Consider the following 15,096-nt stretch of genomic DNA (forward strand, 5'->3'; position numbering starts at 1 on the left):
TGTGCACATGCACAACCTGGGGGCATTGCCGTGGGAGCTTCCTATGAAGGATCTGGCCGATCGCAGGCGGGAGTCCCTGCCGCGCTGGCGAGAGCTCGTCTCCGCCATGACCGATGAGGTCGACGCCCTGGTGGCGACCTTTCTGGAAAGGGTGGACGACATCGCCGGGTACCGGGCGGGCCCGGTGAGCGAGGAGCAGCTGCAGGAGTCGGCGCACAGCTCGCTGGCGCTGATCCTCAGCGCGGTCGCGACCGACTCCACGACCACCCAGCTGAGCTCGCTCCCCGGCGAGCTGGGACGGCTCAGGGCACGCCAGGGGGTGCCCGGGGAGGATCTCGTCGCCGCGGTGCAGCTCGACTTCGGGGTGATCTGGTCGGCGATGCTGTCCCGGGCCCGGGACAGCGACATGGCCGTACTGGCCCTGCACGTCGAGAACCTGTGGTCGGTGGTCGACGACTACGCCCGTGCCGTCCAGCAGAGCTACCTGGAAGAGCGGGCCCTGATGGCCGCCGCCACGCGGGACGAGCAGCTCACCTACCTCGCGGAGCTCCTCGGCCCGGCCGGCCGCTCGCCCCGGAACGTGCAGAACATCGCCCGCGCCCTGGGCGTCGACGCCGATGCCGCCTTCAGCGTGGTCGTCGCCGACGCGGCGGCCTCCCATCAGGCCCACCGCGCCGCCGCGCAGCTCAGCACGCTCGGAGAGCAGCTCTTCGTTCTGAACCAGCCCGGACGCGTGGTCGTCATGTGGCCCGCCTCCCGGCCGGGTGGACAGCCCGACCCGCAGCTGCGGCAGCTGCAGGGGATGGCCGGTGGCCTGGTGCCGGACGTCGCGGGGCTCGGTGCCGTGCCGGGGGCCGCGGCGACGGCCTTCGAGGTCTGCCGGACCCTACGGCCCGACGAGAACGAGCTGGTCACCCTGGCACAGGCATGGACCCGCGTGACAAAGAGCCAGCTCGACGAACGCCACGGTTTCTCGGACGCGCTGCTGGCCGGCCTCGGCACGGTGCCCGAGCCGGAACGGGAGGTGATCGTGGAGACGGTCCGCGCCTACCTGGCGACGGGCAGCCTGTCGGCGAGCGCCGAGCGGCTGTACTGCCACCGCAACACCGTGCTCAACCGCCTCGGACGCTTCCAGAAACTGACCGGCCTCGATGTCACGGTCCCCGACCAGGCGGCTGTGGCGTTGGTGGCGTTGGCCTAGAGGGCATCGGGCGCACCACCGCAACCATCGGACGGGACGGGGGCACCTGAACTGCCGGAGGACGAGCCCGAGTTACGGGGCCGAGGTACGCGCCTGCCCCTTCGTCCGACGAATGCGTCCGACGAACGCGCGCGAAGAATGCCTCAGACGGGAGCCGCCCGGCCGAAGGGCCCTCCGCGCGGCAGCCCCCGCCGACGAGCGGCGAGCGGGCCGGAGCGCTGCCCCGTGTCCCGCGCGCCCCCGGGCACCCTCAGTCGTGGTGGCGCCCGTGGCGGTCGCCGTCCTCGTCGTCACCGCCGCGATGGTGGTCGTCGCCCGTGCCGTCGTCGTCGTGGTGCCCGCCCCGGTCGTCGTTCCCGGAGCGGTCGTCGCGACCGCTTCCCCTGTCGTCCCGGCGGTCGTCGTCGGCCTTGGCCCTCGACCGCGTGACCTCACCGCTGTTCCGGTCGACGTGAACCTCGTACCGGCTGCCGTTCTTGACGATCTTCACGCTCCACACCGCGCGGCCGTGCTCCGTTTCCGCCTCGACCTCGGTGATCGTCCCGCCGCCCACGTGCGAGCGCGCGATCTGCCCGGCGCGCATGCTGCCCACCGCCGTGCCCGCGCCCGAGGGAGCGGTCGTGGTCGAGGTCGGAGCGGCCGTGTCGTCGGCTGACGGATCCGTCGTCGCCGAGTTGGACGGGGACTCGGACTGCGATTCGGACGGCGACTCGGTCGGTATACCGGGCGTCGACGTCGGCGCTGACGATGCTGAGGCCGAGGCCGTGGTCGAGGACGCGCTTCGGGCGGCGGGTGACGTGTCGTCGCTGCCGCCCGCGAGAGCGGTGCCGGTGATCGCGGCGACCAGTGCTCCCGAAGCGAGCAGGACGACCGATGTGCGCTTCATGGCGAACCTCCTGTGAATGCCCTGTGATGGAGAGAGGTTCGCGCGCGCCGGGATAGGGCCGCGCTGCGGCAGTGCTAAGAGCGGGCTAAGGCGGTCACGGCAGGACCGGGGCGCTCACGGCGGGACCGGAGCGGTCACGGCAGGGCCGGAGGGGAGGCGGGAGGTCCCAGTTCCAGCGTCACCCGGGCGCCGCCGTCCGGGCCCGTCGACAGGTCCATGCGCCCGCCGCTGGACCGGGCGACACGGCGGGCGATGTCCATGCCGAGACCGGTGGACCCGCCGAGACTGGCCCCACGCTGCACCAGGTCAGTAGACAGACCGGGCCCGTCGTCGGCCACCGTGAGCACGGCTCCGCCGCCCGTCCGGGGCGCCAGGGTGACGGAGAAGGCGGTGCCGTCGGGGGTGTGGGCGAACACGTTGCCCAGCAACGCGTCCACCGCGGCGGCGAGTTCGTCGGCGGGCACGCCGACCGGCAGAGTGCCGCCCGCTGTGCCGTCTGCCGTGCCGCCAGCTGTGCCGCTCGCCGTGCCGTCTGCCGTGATGTCCAGAGTGACCGCACGGCCGGTGTCCTCGGCCAGTACGGTCCAGAACGCCACCCGCTCGCGGACCGCGGAGGTCGCCTCGCACACCGCGTGCGCGTCGGGCTCCCGGCGGTGGCGGGCCTGGCTGATGAGGCCGGTGACCGCTCGTTCCATCGCGTCCACGCGCGCACCGATCCGGGCCGCGTCGGGGCCGGCCAGCGATTCGGCCTCCAGCCGCAGGGAGGTCAGGGGCGCGCGGAGGCGGTGGGAGAGGTCCGCGACCTGCTCGCGCTCCTCGCGCAGCAGTTCCTGGATCCGGTCGGCGAGGTGATTGAGGGCCCCGGCGACCTCGCGCAGCTCCGGCGGTCCGTCCGGGCGGGCCCGGGCCGTGAGGTCGGCCCGCGCGAGCCGGTGGGACACCGTGGACAGCTCGGTGATGGGGCTGACCAGGGCCCGGCTGAGCCGGTCGGCGACCAGCAGACCGAGCAGCAGGAGCGCGACACCCAGGCCGGCGAGCACCAGCCAGGCCCGCGCGACCCCGCGGGTCAGTTCGGCGGCGGGCACGAAGGCGCGGATGACGGCGGTGCCGTCCGGGCGGCCGAGCACGGCCACCACGATCTCGCGTCCGTCGGGCCGCTCCACGGTCCGGCTGACTCCCGCCAGCGCCGCGAGCCGCACGGCACTGGTCCGAGGCGCCCGGGTGCCGAGGACCGACCCGTCGGCGAGGAAGACGGTGAGCGGGGCCCGGGAGTCGGCGGCCATGTGCTCGACGCTGGTACGCAGACTGACCGGGTCCGCGGTCCCCACCAGTGGGACGAGGCTCTGCGCGTCGGCACCCGCGGTGGTGGTGGCACGGTCCTGAGCGACCGTACGCAGCAACAGGGCCAGCGGCACGACGAACGCGAGCAGCGCCAGGCACATGGTGGCCGCGACCAGCAGGGTCAGACGGCGCCTCATGAAGGGTCCGCGGGCGCGCTCAGCCGCACACCGACACCTCGTACGGTGTGCAGGTAGCGGGGCTGCTGCGCACTCTCGCCGAGCTTGCGGCGCAGCCAGGACAGGTGCACGTCCACGGTCTTGTCGGCGCTTCCGTACGGCACCTGCCACACCTCGGTGAGCAGTTCCCGCTTGGTGACGACCTGTCCGGCCCGACCGGCGAGGTGGTGGAGCAGGTCGAACTCGCGGGGCGTGAGGTCGAGGACGGTTCCGGCCAGGCTCGCCTCACGGGTGCCCGGGTCGATGCGCAGGTCACCGACGACGGTGGCGGCCGGGGCCCCCTGGGAGTTGGCGCTGCCGCGCCGCAGCACCGCCCTGACCCGGGCGTCCAGTTGGGCGGCGGTGAACGGCTTCACCACGTAGTCGTCGGCACCGGCGTCGAGCCCTCGTACGATCTCCGCCTCGTCGTCCCGGGCCGTCGCGATGATCACCGGTACCGGACTGACCGCCCGCAGCATGCGGAGCAGTTCGATGCCGTCGAGATCCGGCAGGCCGAGGTCGAGGACCACGAGATCCGGACGCTCGTCCAGCGCGGTCTGCAACCCGCTCATCGCGGTGTGCGCGGCGGCGACGGCGTGTCCGCGCTCACGCAGGGCACGGATCAGCGGCGTCCGTATCGTGGGGTCGTCCTCGACTATCAGCAGATGCACCACAGCAGGCACGTTAGCCGAGCGGTCCAGCCCGCCAGAGCCCGTTAACCGTCCCTTAGGTTTCCCCGGTGCTCGCCTTATCGACGGCCGGTGCATAGTCGTACGCATGCCTTCCCGTACGTTCCTCGCCCTGGCCGGCTGGACGGCCGCAGCCGTGGCCGCCACGCTCACCGGCCTGGCCGCCGTCGAGATCATCGGCGACGGGATCACCGGGTCCACGGACGGCAAGGCGATCAGCTCGAAGCAGGCCGAGCAGCAACTCGACGCGGCGAAGGGCTCGCTGTCTCCCGATCCCGGCCAGAGTCAGGGCCAGGGCGAGGGGCAGAACACGGGCCAGGGCACGGCGACGCCGACCGCGCCCCCTGATACCGGTACACCCACTCCCACTACATCCCCTACCGCAACCGCAACCGCGGTGAGGAAGACGTTCTCCACCCCGGGCGGGACAGCCATCGCCGTATGCGAGGGCCCGACGGTACGGCTGCTGTCGTGGGCCCCTGCCCAGGGGTACGGAGTCGACAGCGCCGACCCGGGCCCCGACGACGAACACGTCGAGGTGAAGTTCGAGGGTTCGGCGGGAAAGGTCGAACTCCGCGTCCGCTGCGTGAACGGCCGACCCAGCGGATCGTGGAAGCAGGACGACTGAGACGCGGCGCCCTCGAACTTCACCCCGGCGGGATCGTGGTTTCCGTGGTCGCGGACGACTTCGGCGGCACGGCCGCTGACGAGCCCCGCAGACCGCCGAGCGCCAGCACCGTCATCACCGCCGCGGCCCCCGCAGCCACGCCGAAACCGCCGTGCGCGCCGCCCGCGTCCACCACTCGCCCGGCGACCGCCGCGGCACCCGCCGATCCCGCCGCGCTCGCGGAGTTGCCCCAGGTGAACGCCTGGGTGAGGACGGCGCGTGGGACCGACGAGTCTGTGAGGACGGAGGTGAGGATCAGCAGGACCGGCACGGCGAGTCCGGTCAGGGCGAGGGTGGCACCGACCGCGAGGGGCGCGTCGAGGAAGGTCAGCGGAAGGCTCGCGAGGGTGAGGCAGGCGGCGGCCGTGGCCTGGCGGCGCCGGGGTGAGCCGCCGTGGCACCAGACTCCGTAGGCCCAACCGCCCACCAGATTGGTGCAGTTGGCGGCGAGATAGAGCAGCGCCGCCGCGTCCGGCGTACCGCGTCCGACGGCGTACGCGGCGACGGACACCTGCATCGCGCCGAAGAACACCCCGAGCGCGAGGCCGAGCGCGACCTGCCGCAGGAACGCGGAGCGCAGCAGGGCGCGTCCGGCGTGCCGGCGTTCGGCGCGGCCGGTGAGGGGCGGCATGGTGCGGCGTTGGGCGGCGAGGGCGAGCCCGCCGCCGACCACGAGCGCGGCGGCGAGCAGCACCCCGGTGCCCGGGTGGCCCGCCGCGCCGAGGACGCTCACCAGGGCGGGGCCGGCCAGGTAGGACACGCCGTTGGCGAGGGCCTCCAGGGCGAAGGCGGTGGGCAGCGCGGCAGCCCGTTCGCCGGACAGCAGGGCGGACCAGCGAGCGGCGGACAGGGCACTGAGCTGGGGCAGCGTCGCCCCGACGAGCACTCCGGCGACGAGGTCCGCAACGGCGCCGGCGAGCAGCAGCGCCACGGCCCCGGCATGTGCGGCCAGCGCGTACGGAAGCACCCGCGCCTGCCCGAACCGGTCCGTGAGACGCCCGAGTTGGGGCCCGGCGACCGCGTCCGCGACAGCGAACCCGCCGGTGACGAGACCCGCGGCGGCATACGACCCGGTGCGGGCGTGCACCAGCCAGACGATGCCGATCCCCGTCATGGCGATGCCCAGCCGCCCGACAGCGGCCGGAAGGAAGAAGGCCGCGGCACCCGAAGTGCGCAGCAGAGTGCGGTAGTTCGCCGTAGCCGAAGGCACGACGCATCCCTTTCGCCGCCCGGCGGGACGCGCCACACCTCGGTCGTCGGCGTCCGGATGTGCCGACCCGTGGCTGCGCCTGAAGCCGTCCAGTGGTGACGTGGAGCGGGGACGCGCACCCCACGCCGACTCCGTCACCGGGCAGATGTCATGCGGTAATTGATGACCTCCTCGATCGTAGAGGAACGCCACGCAGAAACGAACAGGGGAGCAATTGCCGCGGATCCGGCCGGCGGGGGACCTGGCAGGCGGGCCCCTCACCAGGATCGCTCAGAGCCAGTCCCGCCGCTTGAAGATGAAGTAGAGGCTCACGCACACCACGCCCATCAGGCCGATCGCGAAGGGGTATCCGAAGGTCCAGCCCAGTTCCGGCATGTCGTCGAAGTTCATGCCGTAGATCGTCCCGACCAGGGTGGGGGCGAAGAGGATGGCGGCCCACGACGAGATCTTCTTGATCTCCTCGTTCTGTTCGAAGCCCGCCTCGGCCAGGGCCCGCATCTCCGCGTTCTGCTGCTGGGTGACCAGGGTCGCGTTCACCGTGAGGATGTCGGTGAGGGCCTGGCGGAAGCCGTCGACGCGTTCGCTGGTGTGGGTGACGTGGTCGGCGACGTCGCGGAGGTAGCGCTGGAGTTCCTCGTCGGTGCCGTACTTGGCGAAGCCGGCCATCAGGCCGTGCAGCATGCCGACCAGGGGGCGGGTGGCGCGCTGGAACTCGACCATCTCGCGGGAGAGTTCGTAGATACGGCGGGACACCCAGGGGTCGCCGCCGAAGACCTCGGTCTCGATCTCGTCGATGTCGTTCTGGACACCGGCGACGACCGGGGCGTAACCGTCCACGACGGCGTCGAGGATCGCGTACAGGACCGCCTCGGGGCCGAGCTTCAGCAGCTCCGGCGTCTCCTCCATGCGGCGGCGCACGGCCGAGAGGTCGGGGGCGGCGCCGTGCCGGACCGTGATCAGGAAGTCGGGGCCGATGAAGACGTGCAGCTCGCCGAAGTCGACCTCCTCCGACGCGTCGAGATACCGCGCGGCGCGCAGCACGACGAAGAGCGTCTCGCCGTAACGCTCCAGCTTCGGCCGCTGATGGGCCTCCATCGCGTCCTCGACCGCGAGCGGGTGGAGGTCGAACTCGGCGGCCAGGGAAAGGATTTCCTCCTCCGTCGGACGGGCCAGGCCGATCCACGCCATGCCGTCCGGCTGCTCGCGCAGCTCCCGGAACGTGTCCGCGAGGGTCGCGGGGTTCGCGACCCGCGTCCCGTCGCGGTAGAGCGCCGCCTGTACGACGCTGCCTTCCTCCGTGGGAGCCGGCTCGGCCGGGGTCGGACGCGGCGCCGGGGGATCCGCCGGCGGTGGCGTCGCCTCGGGCACGGCGCGCCGCCACACCGGCTTCCGGCCGCCCCCCGAGGGCGGCACCGGGCGGCGGGCTCGGCGGTCTGACATCGCGGCAGCCTCCCTGATGATGCCGATGGGTCGCATCTGTCGGACGTGTCGAACGTCCGTCTTGGCGATCACCGAGCAGGATATACGGGTCAAATGGCGTGAGCGGGTGTGCGGGGTAGGGGATCGGCAAGGGTTGCGGACCGAACTTGTCCGCAAGCCCCGATAGCGTGCGGAGCATGACGAAGACGACCTCGACCGCCCCCGTGCTGAGCGCCCGTGAGCTGAACCGCGCGACCCTCGACCGGCAACTGCTCCTGCGCCGGGCCACCATGGCCGCGACGGACGCCGTCGAACACCTCGTCGGCCTCCAGGCGCAGAACGTGAAGCCTCCGTACTACGCCCTCGCCGCACGCCTGGAGGGATTCGCGCCCGAGGAACTCTCGGCCGCCATGGAGTCGCGCGAGGTCGTACGCATCGTGACCATGCGCTCCACCATCCACACCCACACCGCCGACGACTGCCTCACCCTGCGGCCGCTCGTGCAGGCCGCACGCGAGCGCGAGCTGTACGGCTTCCGCCACGGACTCGCCGGCGTCGACCTCGACCGGCTCACCGCGATCAGCCGGGAACTCGTCGAGACCGAGCCGCGCACCATGAAGCAGCTGCGCGAGGCACTGCTCGTCGAATGGCCCGACGCGGACCCGCTGGCCCTCGCCATCGCGGCCCGCTGCCGGCTGCCCCTCGTCCAGGTCACCCCGCGCGGCCTGTGGGGCCGCAGCGGCCAGGTCGCGCTCACCACCGCCGAGCACTGGCTCGGCCGGCCCACGGAGCCCGCCCCCGCCCCCGACGCCACCGTCCTGCGCTATCTCGCCGCCTTCGGCCCCGCCTCCGTCAAGGACATGCAGGCCTGGGCCGGGCTGACCCGGCTGCGTGAGGTCTTCGAACGGCTGCGGCCCCAACTGGTCACCTTCCGCGACGAGCACGGCGTCGAGCTCTTCGACCTGCCGGACGCGCCCCGCCCGGACGCGGACACACCGGCCCCGCCGAGGCTCCTGCCCGAGTTCGACAATCTCCTCCTCTCGCACGCCGACCGTTCCCGGGTGGTCGCCGCCGACTACAAGGGCCGTTCCTGGCAGGGCAACCAGGCCTACTGCACGCTTCTCGTCGACGGTTTCCTGGAGGGTATTTGGCGTCTTGAGGAGTCCCCCGACGAGGCCGTGATCACCATCGAGCCCTTCGGTACGCTCAGCAAGCGGCAGCGGGAGGAAGTGGCCGAGGAAGCCACGCGGATGCTGTCGGTGCTGAGCACGGCGTCCTCGTACGACATCCGGTTCGGGACCGTCGTACGGGGCTGACCGCGGCGACGGGACCGGCCCGGGAGGAGACCGGTGCGGGGGCGGGAGCGTTTGGCGGTCAGTCCGCTCGGCCCGTTGTCGCTACCGTCACCCCGAGGCCGACCATCGTGAGGCCGCCCGCGCCGCCGATCATCGACAGGCGGCGGTCCGAGCGGGCGAACCAGCTGCGGGCTGTGGCCGCGGTCAGACCCCACAAGGTGTCCGTGACCAGGCCGATGGTTATCGGGATCAGACCCAACACCAGCATCTGCAGGGGCACTTGACCGGCCGAGTGGTCGACGAACTGGGGGAGTACCGCGGCGAAGAAGACGATGCCCTTCGGGTTGGTGACGCCGACGAGGGCGCCGTCCAGGACCGTCCGCAGATCGCCTCGCGCGGGCGCGTCGGCCCGCTCCGTGATGTCCGACGCCCGCATCTCCTTGCGGTGCCGGAACGCCTGGACGCCGAGGAAGACCAGATAGGCGGCCCCCGCCAGCTTCACCGCCATGTAGACGGTCACCGATCGCTCCACTATCGAGCCGACGCCCACGGCGACCGCCACGACCAGCAGATACGAACCGAAGACGTTCCCCAGCGCCGTCGCCACCGCCGTGCGCCGGCCGTGGGCGAGAGCCCTGCCGATTACGAACAGCACGCTCGGCCCCGGGATCATGACCACCAGCAGCGACATCGCCGCGAAGGCCAGGAACCGATCCGTCGACACCATGCCCGTCCCCCCTCACGCATTGCCCAGCACCCATGACCCGCACCTGAATCCATTGAAACAGGCGCCACCGACAACGCACCCGGACCGGTCCGGGCGCAAACGCACCCCGGACCGGTCCCGGCACATGGATAGGGGGCGTTGCGGGCCGCTCGTGGAGGCCCGCAACGCCCCCTGGCTCAACCTGAGTCATGCTCAGGAAGTCATCGGGACGGCACTACGTCAGTGCTAGGAGTTGACCTGCGTCGTCACCAGGCTGGAGAAGGTGGTCAGGCGGGTGTAGACGCCCGGGTACTCGGCGTCCGCGCAGCCGTAGCCCCACGAGGTGATGCCGGCGAGCTTGCCGCCGATGATGAGCGGGCCGCCGCTGTCGCCCTGGCAGGTGTCCACGCCGCCGGAGGTGTAGCCGGCGCAGACCATGTCGGAGGAGATGTAGGACGAGCCGTACGCCGTGGAGCAGGTGGCGTTCGAGACGGTCGGGACCGTGGCGGTGCGCAGCTGGTTGGAGGAGGAGCCGCCCGAGCTGGTGGTGCCCCAGCCGAGGATGCGGGCGGTGGTGCCGGCCGCGTACACGCTGGTCTCGGAGGAGGAGACGTAGCTGATGGGGGTGTACGGCATGGAGGTCGACAGGGTCAGGACGGCGACGTCGTCACCCTGCTCGGCGTCCACGTAGCTCGGGTTGATCCATATCTTGCTGACCCGGCTGACCGTGCCGTTGGTGCCGTTGCGGTAGGTACGGCCGCCGACGACTCTGACGCTGCTCGTGGTCTCACCGACCATGCAGTGGGCGGCGGTGACGACCTTGGTCGCCGACACCAGGGTGCCGCCGCAGAACTGGTTCTGCGAGGAGTCCGTGATCTGCATGACGTACGGGTACGCGGCCGCCGTGGTCGTCGAGCCGCCGACGATGGGCTGGGGAGCGGCGCTCGCTGTGGTCGCGCCGAGCAGACAGGTCGTCGCGGCGGCGGCGACCGCCGCGGTGACGGCGGCGGCCTTCTTGGCAAGGGTGAGCCCGAACATGGTTCTCCTCAGGAGTGCCGGTGGGGGGTGCACTGTGGGGGTGGAGCGACAGCCTGCGGGGCGGGTCCCACGCTAGAAGCGGACCGGCTCTCTCCCCAATGAGGGAACTCCCTGCGGGAGTTGACGAGGGAAAACCCTCGGTCGTGCCCCTACCTGCCCCTCCGGGCCGCGGGACAGGGGCAGTTGGCGGGGCGCGGCTGTGCCACCGAAGCGCGACGATGCCCCGCGAGCCGCGAGCCGCGAGCCGCGAGCCGCCAGCCGCCACGGCGTCCGGCGCCCTGGGGCCCTGGGGCCCGGCGAGCATCACCGGGCTTCCGTTCACCGGCGAGCATCTCCCGGCTTCCGCCGCCCAGCGGGCATCTGCCGACTTCAGCCGTCCGGCGACGGTCGCCGCCCGGGCAAGTACCTGCGGGCGGCGTCTGTCGCCCGGCGGGCACCGTTGACCAGAGGCCACCCGCACCCCGCGGGCACCGCGTCCCAGTAGCACCCTGCCCCTGGCGGCCACCACGCCCCGGCAACACCCACGCCCGGCTCAGCCCACCGGCCTCAACCTCGACGGCCGACCCAACCCCCGCCCAAGAACAGCGAGTTCACTCCCCCCGCCGCTGCCCCGCAGCCAACCGCACGATGTCGACCCGTGACCGGATCCCCAACTTCCGGTACACCCGGGTGAGGGTCGCCTCGACCGTCTTCACGCTGATGAAGAGACGCGCGGCGATCTCGCGATTCGTGGCGCCCTCCAGGACGAGTCCCGCGACCTGGCGTTCCGTGGAGGCCAGTCGGTCGAGGTGTGGCAGGAGGGACTCGGGGGCCATCGTGGAGGGGTCGGCGGGAGTGGGGGCGGTCGTGGAGGCCGTCTCCAACTGCCGTAGCCAGGGCAGCGCCTTGCAGCGGCGGAACAGCCGGGCCGCCTCGTCGTAGGAACCCCGCCCCGACTGCTCCGCCCGCAGCCGGGCCAGCGCGAGGGCGGCGCGGGCCTCCTCCAGTCCGTAGCCGAGCTGGGCCAGCCGGTCCTGTGCCGAGGTCAACTGCTGGGCGGCTGCCTCGTACTGACCGGCCGCGGCCTTCACCAGGGCCTCGGCGCGGTCCAGTACGGCGAGGACGCTCGCCCGCCGGAGCCGTACCGCGTGTTCGCGTGTGGCGGTGATGACCTCCTGCGCCTCCGCCGGTTCGCCGACCAGGACGAGCGCCTCGGCGAGGTCGCCGTGCCAGCGGCCCCGCGCGGGGTCGGAGATGCCGAGGCCCTGCTCCAACTCCCGTGCCCTGCGCAGGGATTGGACCGTCCCGGCGGCGTCACCGGCGACGAGCTGGGCATGTCCGAGCGCGCCCAACGCACGGGAGAGGTAGATCAGGTCGCCGTCGTCCTCGGCGCGGCGCACCGCGTCGCCGGCCAGGACGAGCGCCCGGTGCACGTCCCCGCCCGCGGCCTCGGCGAGCGAGGTGAACATGTTGCCCGCGGCCTCGCCGATACCGGTGTCCCGGGCCAGCCGCAGGCTCTCGTGGGCGAGGTCCAGGGCGCGGGCGCAGTGCCCGGAGCGCAGCTCGGTCTCGGCGAGCCCGCGCAGGAAGTGCACCTCGCTCTCGACCATGCCGCGCCGCCGCACCTCGCCGAGGAGCCGGGTGATCGTCGTACGGGCGTCGGTGAGCTGGTCGCTCATGATCTGCCAGCGGAACCGGGTGGCCCCCGCGCCGTTGTGGTCGCACGCCACCCGCAGGTCCTGCGGTTCCGCGAGGGCCTTCTCCAGGGTCGCCGGGGCCGCGGGGTGACCCATCAGGGTCTCCATCTGGGCCTGGAAGGACAGGGCCATCAGCTCGGTGCTCCGGTCGCCGGCGACGGCGGCGAGCCGGGCCGCGTGTGCGGCCTCCTCGCGTCCCTTGCCCATCTCGCCCTCCACGAGCAGCGCCCGCCAGGCCAGTTGGTAGCGGACCAGGGCGAGCAGCCGCGGGTCCTCGCCCGCGTCCGCGAGGGCCTGCGGGAACACGGCCTCGACGTCGGCCATCGCCTGCCCCGCCGAGTCGATCACCACCATCCAGGCCCGTACCCGGACCGCCGGGTCGGTCGCCCGGTCCAGGACGTCCCGGGCCACCTCGCGGGCGAGGTCGATCTCGCCCGAGGTCAGCGCGTCCTCGGCGGACCGCAACCGTCGCTCGTCCGCGCCGGGCCCGCCGTCCGGCGGGGTGTGCCGGGCGGCGAGCAGCCCGAGCTGGGCCGCGACCGAGGGCGCGCCACGGTCCCGGGCCAGCGCCGCCGCCTCGGAGAGCCGCGCGGCGACCCGCTCGTCGGTGCCGGTGGTGGCCAGCGCTAGATGGCGGGCCCGCTCGATCGGGTCGGAGGCCACCGTGGACAGCGCGGCGTGGGCGGCCCGCCGCTCCTGGGGCGTCGCCTGTGCGTAGAGCGCGGCCGAGACGAGCGGGTGCGCGAAACGGACCGCGCCCTCCTGCCCGTCCGGGCCCTGGCCTTCGGGGCCCGGGGCCGCCACCAGACCGAGCGAGGCCGCGAGCGCGATCTCCGCCTCCGCGTTCGTACGGCCCGCGGACCCCAGCAGGGTCTGCGTGGGACGCGCTCCCGCGCTCGCGACCAGCAGGGTCTGCCGGGCCTCGGCGGACAGCAGCTCCAGGCGGCTGAGGACGAGGGCACGCAGCGAGGTCGGCACCGGCAGTGGCTCGCCGGGGCGGGGCGGTGTCGGGCTCTCGGCCAGGGCGCGGGCGAGCTCCAGCGCGAACAGCGGGTTGCCGCCGCTGGTGTGGTGGATGTCCCGCAGAGTCGAGCGGCCCAGACCGGTGTAACCGCGGGTGACCAGCAGCTCGGACACGTGCGGCCGGGACAGCGGGGTCAGCCGCAGGGCCAGCGCGTCCGGCGGATACGCGCGTAGATACGGGTCGTGTTCTTGCTCCTTCGGTTCGGTGCCGGTACGCACCGCGCCGAGCATCCGCACCGGCATCCCACCGAGGCGGCGGGCCGCGAAACCGAGCAGCTCGGCGCTGGGCGCGTCCAGCCACTGCAGGTCGTCGGCGACGAGGAGGACGGGACCTTTGGCCGCCAGCGCGCGCAGCACCGACAGCACCGCGAGCCGCAGCGCGAGTCCGTCCTGGTGCAGGGACGATTCGGCGCGGCCGGTGAGCGCCGCTTCGAGCGCGGCCTGCTGCGGGGCGGGCAGCGCGTCGGCGACCTCGTCGGCGACCAGGCCGAGCAGATCGACCAGAGCGAGGAACGGGAGATGGGATTCGGACTCGGTCGCGGAACAACGCAACACAGTCCGGGCGGATTCGGCATATTCCGCAGCCATTGCCCGCAGGACGGTCGACTTTCCTATTCCGGGCGGACCGTGCAAGAGAAGGCTGCCCCCTCGGGAGAGCTGCTCACGGGCTCGCCTGAGCACCTCGTCCCGCCCGACGACCTGCTCGGAACGGGGTCTGACAGGCTCCTCGAAATCCCGTCGCACGCGCACCGCTCCCCTCAGTCGTGTTCGGCTCAATATTAAGCAAAGAGCCCTTGAATTTCGGAGGGTTGCGCCGTGAGGGAAATAACAGAGATCCGGTATACGGGATTTCAGCGTGCCCGTGCATGTATAGAGCGCCGGGGGAGGTATGGACCTTCGGGGCGGCAGGCAAGGGCGGATCTCAGGGCAGCAGCCCCGCCCGCCGTGCCGCCACCACCGCCTCCAGCCGCGTGTGCGCGCCCAGTTTGCGCATCGCCGAGCGCAGATAGGCCTTCACCGTCTCCGGACGCAGCCCGAGCCGGTCCCCGGCGCTCGCGTTGGTCGTACCGACCGACACACAGGCAAGAACGTCCAGCTCACGCGGGGTGAGCCGGACCCGCCGGGCCGCCGGCACCGGGCCGGGCGAGGGGGCCAGCGTGGCGCAGACGGCCAGGAGCTCCGCCCGCAGCGCCGGGTCCACGACGCGCGGCGCCAGCGCGCGCAGCGCCCCGTGCGCCTCCCGGACCCGCTCCCAAGCCGCGCCCTCGGTGACGTCCGGCGTCCCCTCCGGCTCACGCGCCGCCGCCAGCAGGCCATGCGCCTCGTCCCGTACGACCAATGACTGCTCCACGTCACGCGCCGCCTCCACGGCCGCGGTCAGCGTGCGGTCGCCGAGGGGCTGGGCCGTGCGCAGGGCCCCGTACAGGACACCGCGCACCCGGCGGCGTACGACGACCGGCACCGCGAGGATGGCCCGCAGCCCCTCCGCGGCGACCGCGGCGTCGTACTCGTGGCTGATCTGCCGGGAGGACGGGTAGTCCATGACGGCGCACGGCCGGGCGAGGGCGACCGCCTTGCCGCCGAGACCGTTGCCCGACGACACCGCGAGCGCGCTGAGCGCCGCCGTCGCCGTACCGCTGAGCTCGCTGATCCGCACCTGATGGCGGCCCGGCTCGACCAGGCCGCCGAAGGCCACGGGCAGCCCCGTCGTCCGCCGCAGCCGCATCAGCGCGCCGCGCAGCTCCACCGCTTCGGTAGCGCCAGTTGCCACGTGCTCGTCCCTTCGCCGC

12 protein-coding genes are annotated in these 15,096 nt (G+C 72.8%); 3 read left to right on the top strand and 9 right to left on the bottom strand.

Annotated elements, in window-relative coordinates; translation table 11 throughout:
- Positions 1 to 43 precede the first annotated feature (43 nt).
- Complete coding sequence (locus ACN20J_RS39005; protein ID WP_419667731.1) at positions 44 to 1,201, top strand: PucR family transcriptional regulator; 1,158 nt, start codon at positions 44 to 46, stop codon at positions 1,199 to 1,201.
- A 250-nt stretch (positions 1,202 to 1,451) separates the two neighbouring features.
- On the opposite strand, the gene ACN20J_RS39010 is transcribed toward ACN20J_RS39005, so the two are convergent.
- From ACN20J_RS39010 to ACN20J_RS39020, 3 genes are all read right to left on the bottom strand, one after another.
- Complete coding sequence (locus tag ACN20J_RS39010) at positions 1,452 to 2,087, bottom strand: PepSY domain-containing protein (protein ID WP_419667732.1); 636 nt, start codon at positions 2,085 to 2,087, stop codon at positions 1,452 to 1,454.
- Between the two features lie 134 nt (positions 2,088 to 2,221).
- A complete protein-coding gene (locus ACN20J_RS39015) occupies positions 2,222 to 3,565 on the bottom strand; it encodes a sensor histidine kinase (protein WP_419667733.1) in 1,344 nt (447 codons plus the stop codon).
- Positions 3,562 to 4,257, bottom strand: coding sequence for a response regulator transcription factor (locus ACN20J_RS39020; protein ID WP_189840799.1), 696 nt, complete (start codon positions 4,255 to 4,257; stop codon positions 3,562 to 3,564). Before ACN20J_RS39020 ends, ACN20J_RS39015 begins: the two co-directional genes overlap by 4 nt.
- 103 nt (positions 4,258 to 4,360) lie before the next feature.
- Here ACN20J_RS39020 and ACN20J_RS39025 point away from each other — a divergent pair, with 103 nt between their 5' ends.
- Complete coding sequence (locus ACN20J_RS39025) at positions 4,361 to 4,900, top strand: hypothetical protein (RefSeq protein WP_419667734.1); 540 nt, start codon at positions 4,361 to 4,363, stop codon at positions 4,898 to 4,900.
- A gap of 19 nt (positions 4,901 to 4,919) precedes the next feature.
- Here ACN20J_RS39025 and ACN20J_RS39030 read toward each other — a convergent pair whose 3' ends face one another.
- Together ACN20J_RS39030 and ACN20J_RS39035 are read right to left on the bottom strand one after the other, a co-directional pair.
- Positions 4,920 to 6,149, bottom strand: a complete 1,230-nt coding sequence (locus tag ACN20J_RS39030) for an MFS transporter (RefSeq protein WP_419667735.1) — start codon at positions 6,147 to 6,149, stop codon at positions 4,920 to 4,922.
- Positions 6,150 to 6,419: 270 nt separating this feature from the next.
- On the bottom strand, positions 6,420 to 7,589 hold the full coding sequence (locus ACN20J_RS39035; protein WP_190227108.1) for a magnesium and cobalt transport protein CorA: 1,170 nt from the start codon (positions 7,587 to 7,589) through the stop codon (positions 6,420 to 6,422).
- Positions 7,590 to 7,765: 176 nt separating this feature from the next.
- On the opposite strand from ACN20J_RS39035, the gene ACN20J_RS39040 reads away from it, so the two are divergent.
- Positions 7,766 to 8,884: a winged helix DNA-binding domain-containing protein gene (locus ACN20J_RS39040; RefSeq protein WP_419667736.1), complete on the top strand. Its 1,119-nt coding sequence runs from the start codon at positions 7,766 to 7,768 to the stop codon at positions 8,882 to 8,884.
- 58 nt (positions 8,885 to 8,942) lie between these two features.
- On the opposite strand, the gene ACN20J_RS39045 is transcribed toward ACN20J_RS39040, so the two are convergent.
- From ACN20J_RS39045 to ACN20J_RS39060, 4 genes are all read right to left on the bottom strand, one after another.
- Entirely contained in the window at positions 8,943 to 9,590 is a 648-nt protein-coding gene (locus tag ACN20J_RS39045) for a LysE family translocator (protein ID WP_359847989.1), read from the bottom strand.
- 225 nt (positions 9,591 to 9,815) lie between these two features.
- A complete protein-coding gene (locus ACN20J_RS39050) occupies positions 9,816 to 10,607 on the bottom strand; it encodes a S1 family peptidase (protein WP_419667737.1) in 792 nt (263 codons plus the stop codon).
- Between the two features lie 590 nt (positions 10,608 to 11,197).
- Positions 11,198 to 14,050, bottom strand: coding sequence for a helix-turn-helix transcriptional regulator (locus ACN20J_RS39055; protein ID WP_419667738.1), 2,853 nt, complete (start codon positions 14,048 to 14,050; stop codon positions 11,198 to 11,200).
- 178 nt (positions 14,051 to 14,228) lie between these two features.
- Positions 14,229 to 15,032, bottom strand: coding sequence for a response regulator transcription factor (locus ACN20J_RS39060; RefSeq protein ID WP_419669033.1), 804 nt, complete (start codon positions 15,030 to 15,032; stop codon positions 14,229 to 14,231).
- Between the last annotated feature and the right edge of the window lie 64 nt (positions 15,033 to 15,096).

It is taken from the genome of Streptomyces sp. 2-1, from assembly GCF_048564895.1.
Classification (GTDB): domain Bacteria; phylum Actinomycetota; class Actinomycetes; order Streptomycetales; family Streptomycetaceae; genus Streptomyces; species Streptomyces phaeochromogenes.

What these genes read in the sequence shown, in the direction of transcription:
- ACN20J_RS39050 (WP_419667737.1), bottom strand. Translation starts at nt 10,607, where the DNA reads ATGTTCGGGCTCACCCTTGCCAAGAAGGCCGCCGCCGTCACCGCGGCG.
- ACN20J_RS39015 (WP_419667733.1), bottom strand. Translation starts at nt 3,565, where the DNA reads ATGAGGCGCCGTCTGACCCTGCTGGTCGCGGCCACCATGTGCCTGGCG.
- ACN20J_RS39025 (WP_419667734.1), top strand. Translation starts at nt 4,361, where the DNA reads ATGCCTTCCCGTACGTTCCTCGCCCTGGCCGGCTGGACGGCCGCAGCC.
- ACN20J_RS39060 (WP_419669033.1), bottom strand. Translation starts at nt 15,032, where the DNA reads ATGCGGCTGCGGCGGACGACGGGGCTGCCCGTGGCCTTCGGCGGCCTG.
- ACN20J_RS39005 (WP_419667731.1), top strand. Translation starts at nt 44, where the DNA reads ATGAAGGATCTGGCCGATCGCAGGCGGGAGTCCCTGCCGCGCTGGCGA.
- ACN20J_RS39045 (WP_359847989.1), bottom strand. Translation starts at nt 9,590, where the DNA reads ATGGTGTCGACGGATCGGTTCCTGGCCTTCGCGGCGATGTCGCTGCTG.
- ACN20J_RS39040 (WP_419667736.1), top strand. Translation starts at nt 7,766, where the DNA reads ATGACGAAGACGACCTCGACCGCCCCCGTGCTGAGCGCCCGTGAGCTG.
- ACN20J_RS39035 (WP_190227108.1), bottom strand. Translation starts at nt 7,589, where the DNA reads ATGTCAGACCGCCGAGCCCGCCGCCCGGTGCCGCCCTCGGGGGGCGGC.
- ACN20J_RS39010 (WP_419667732.1), bottom strand. Translation starts at nt 2,087, where the DNA reads ATGAAGCGCACATCGGTCGTCCTGCTCGCTTCGGGAGCACTGGTCGCC.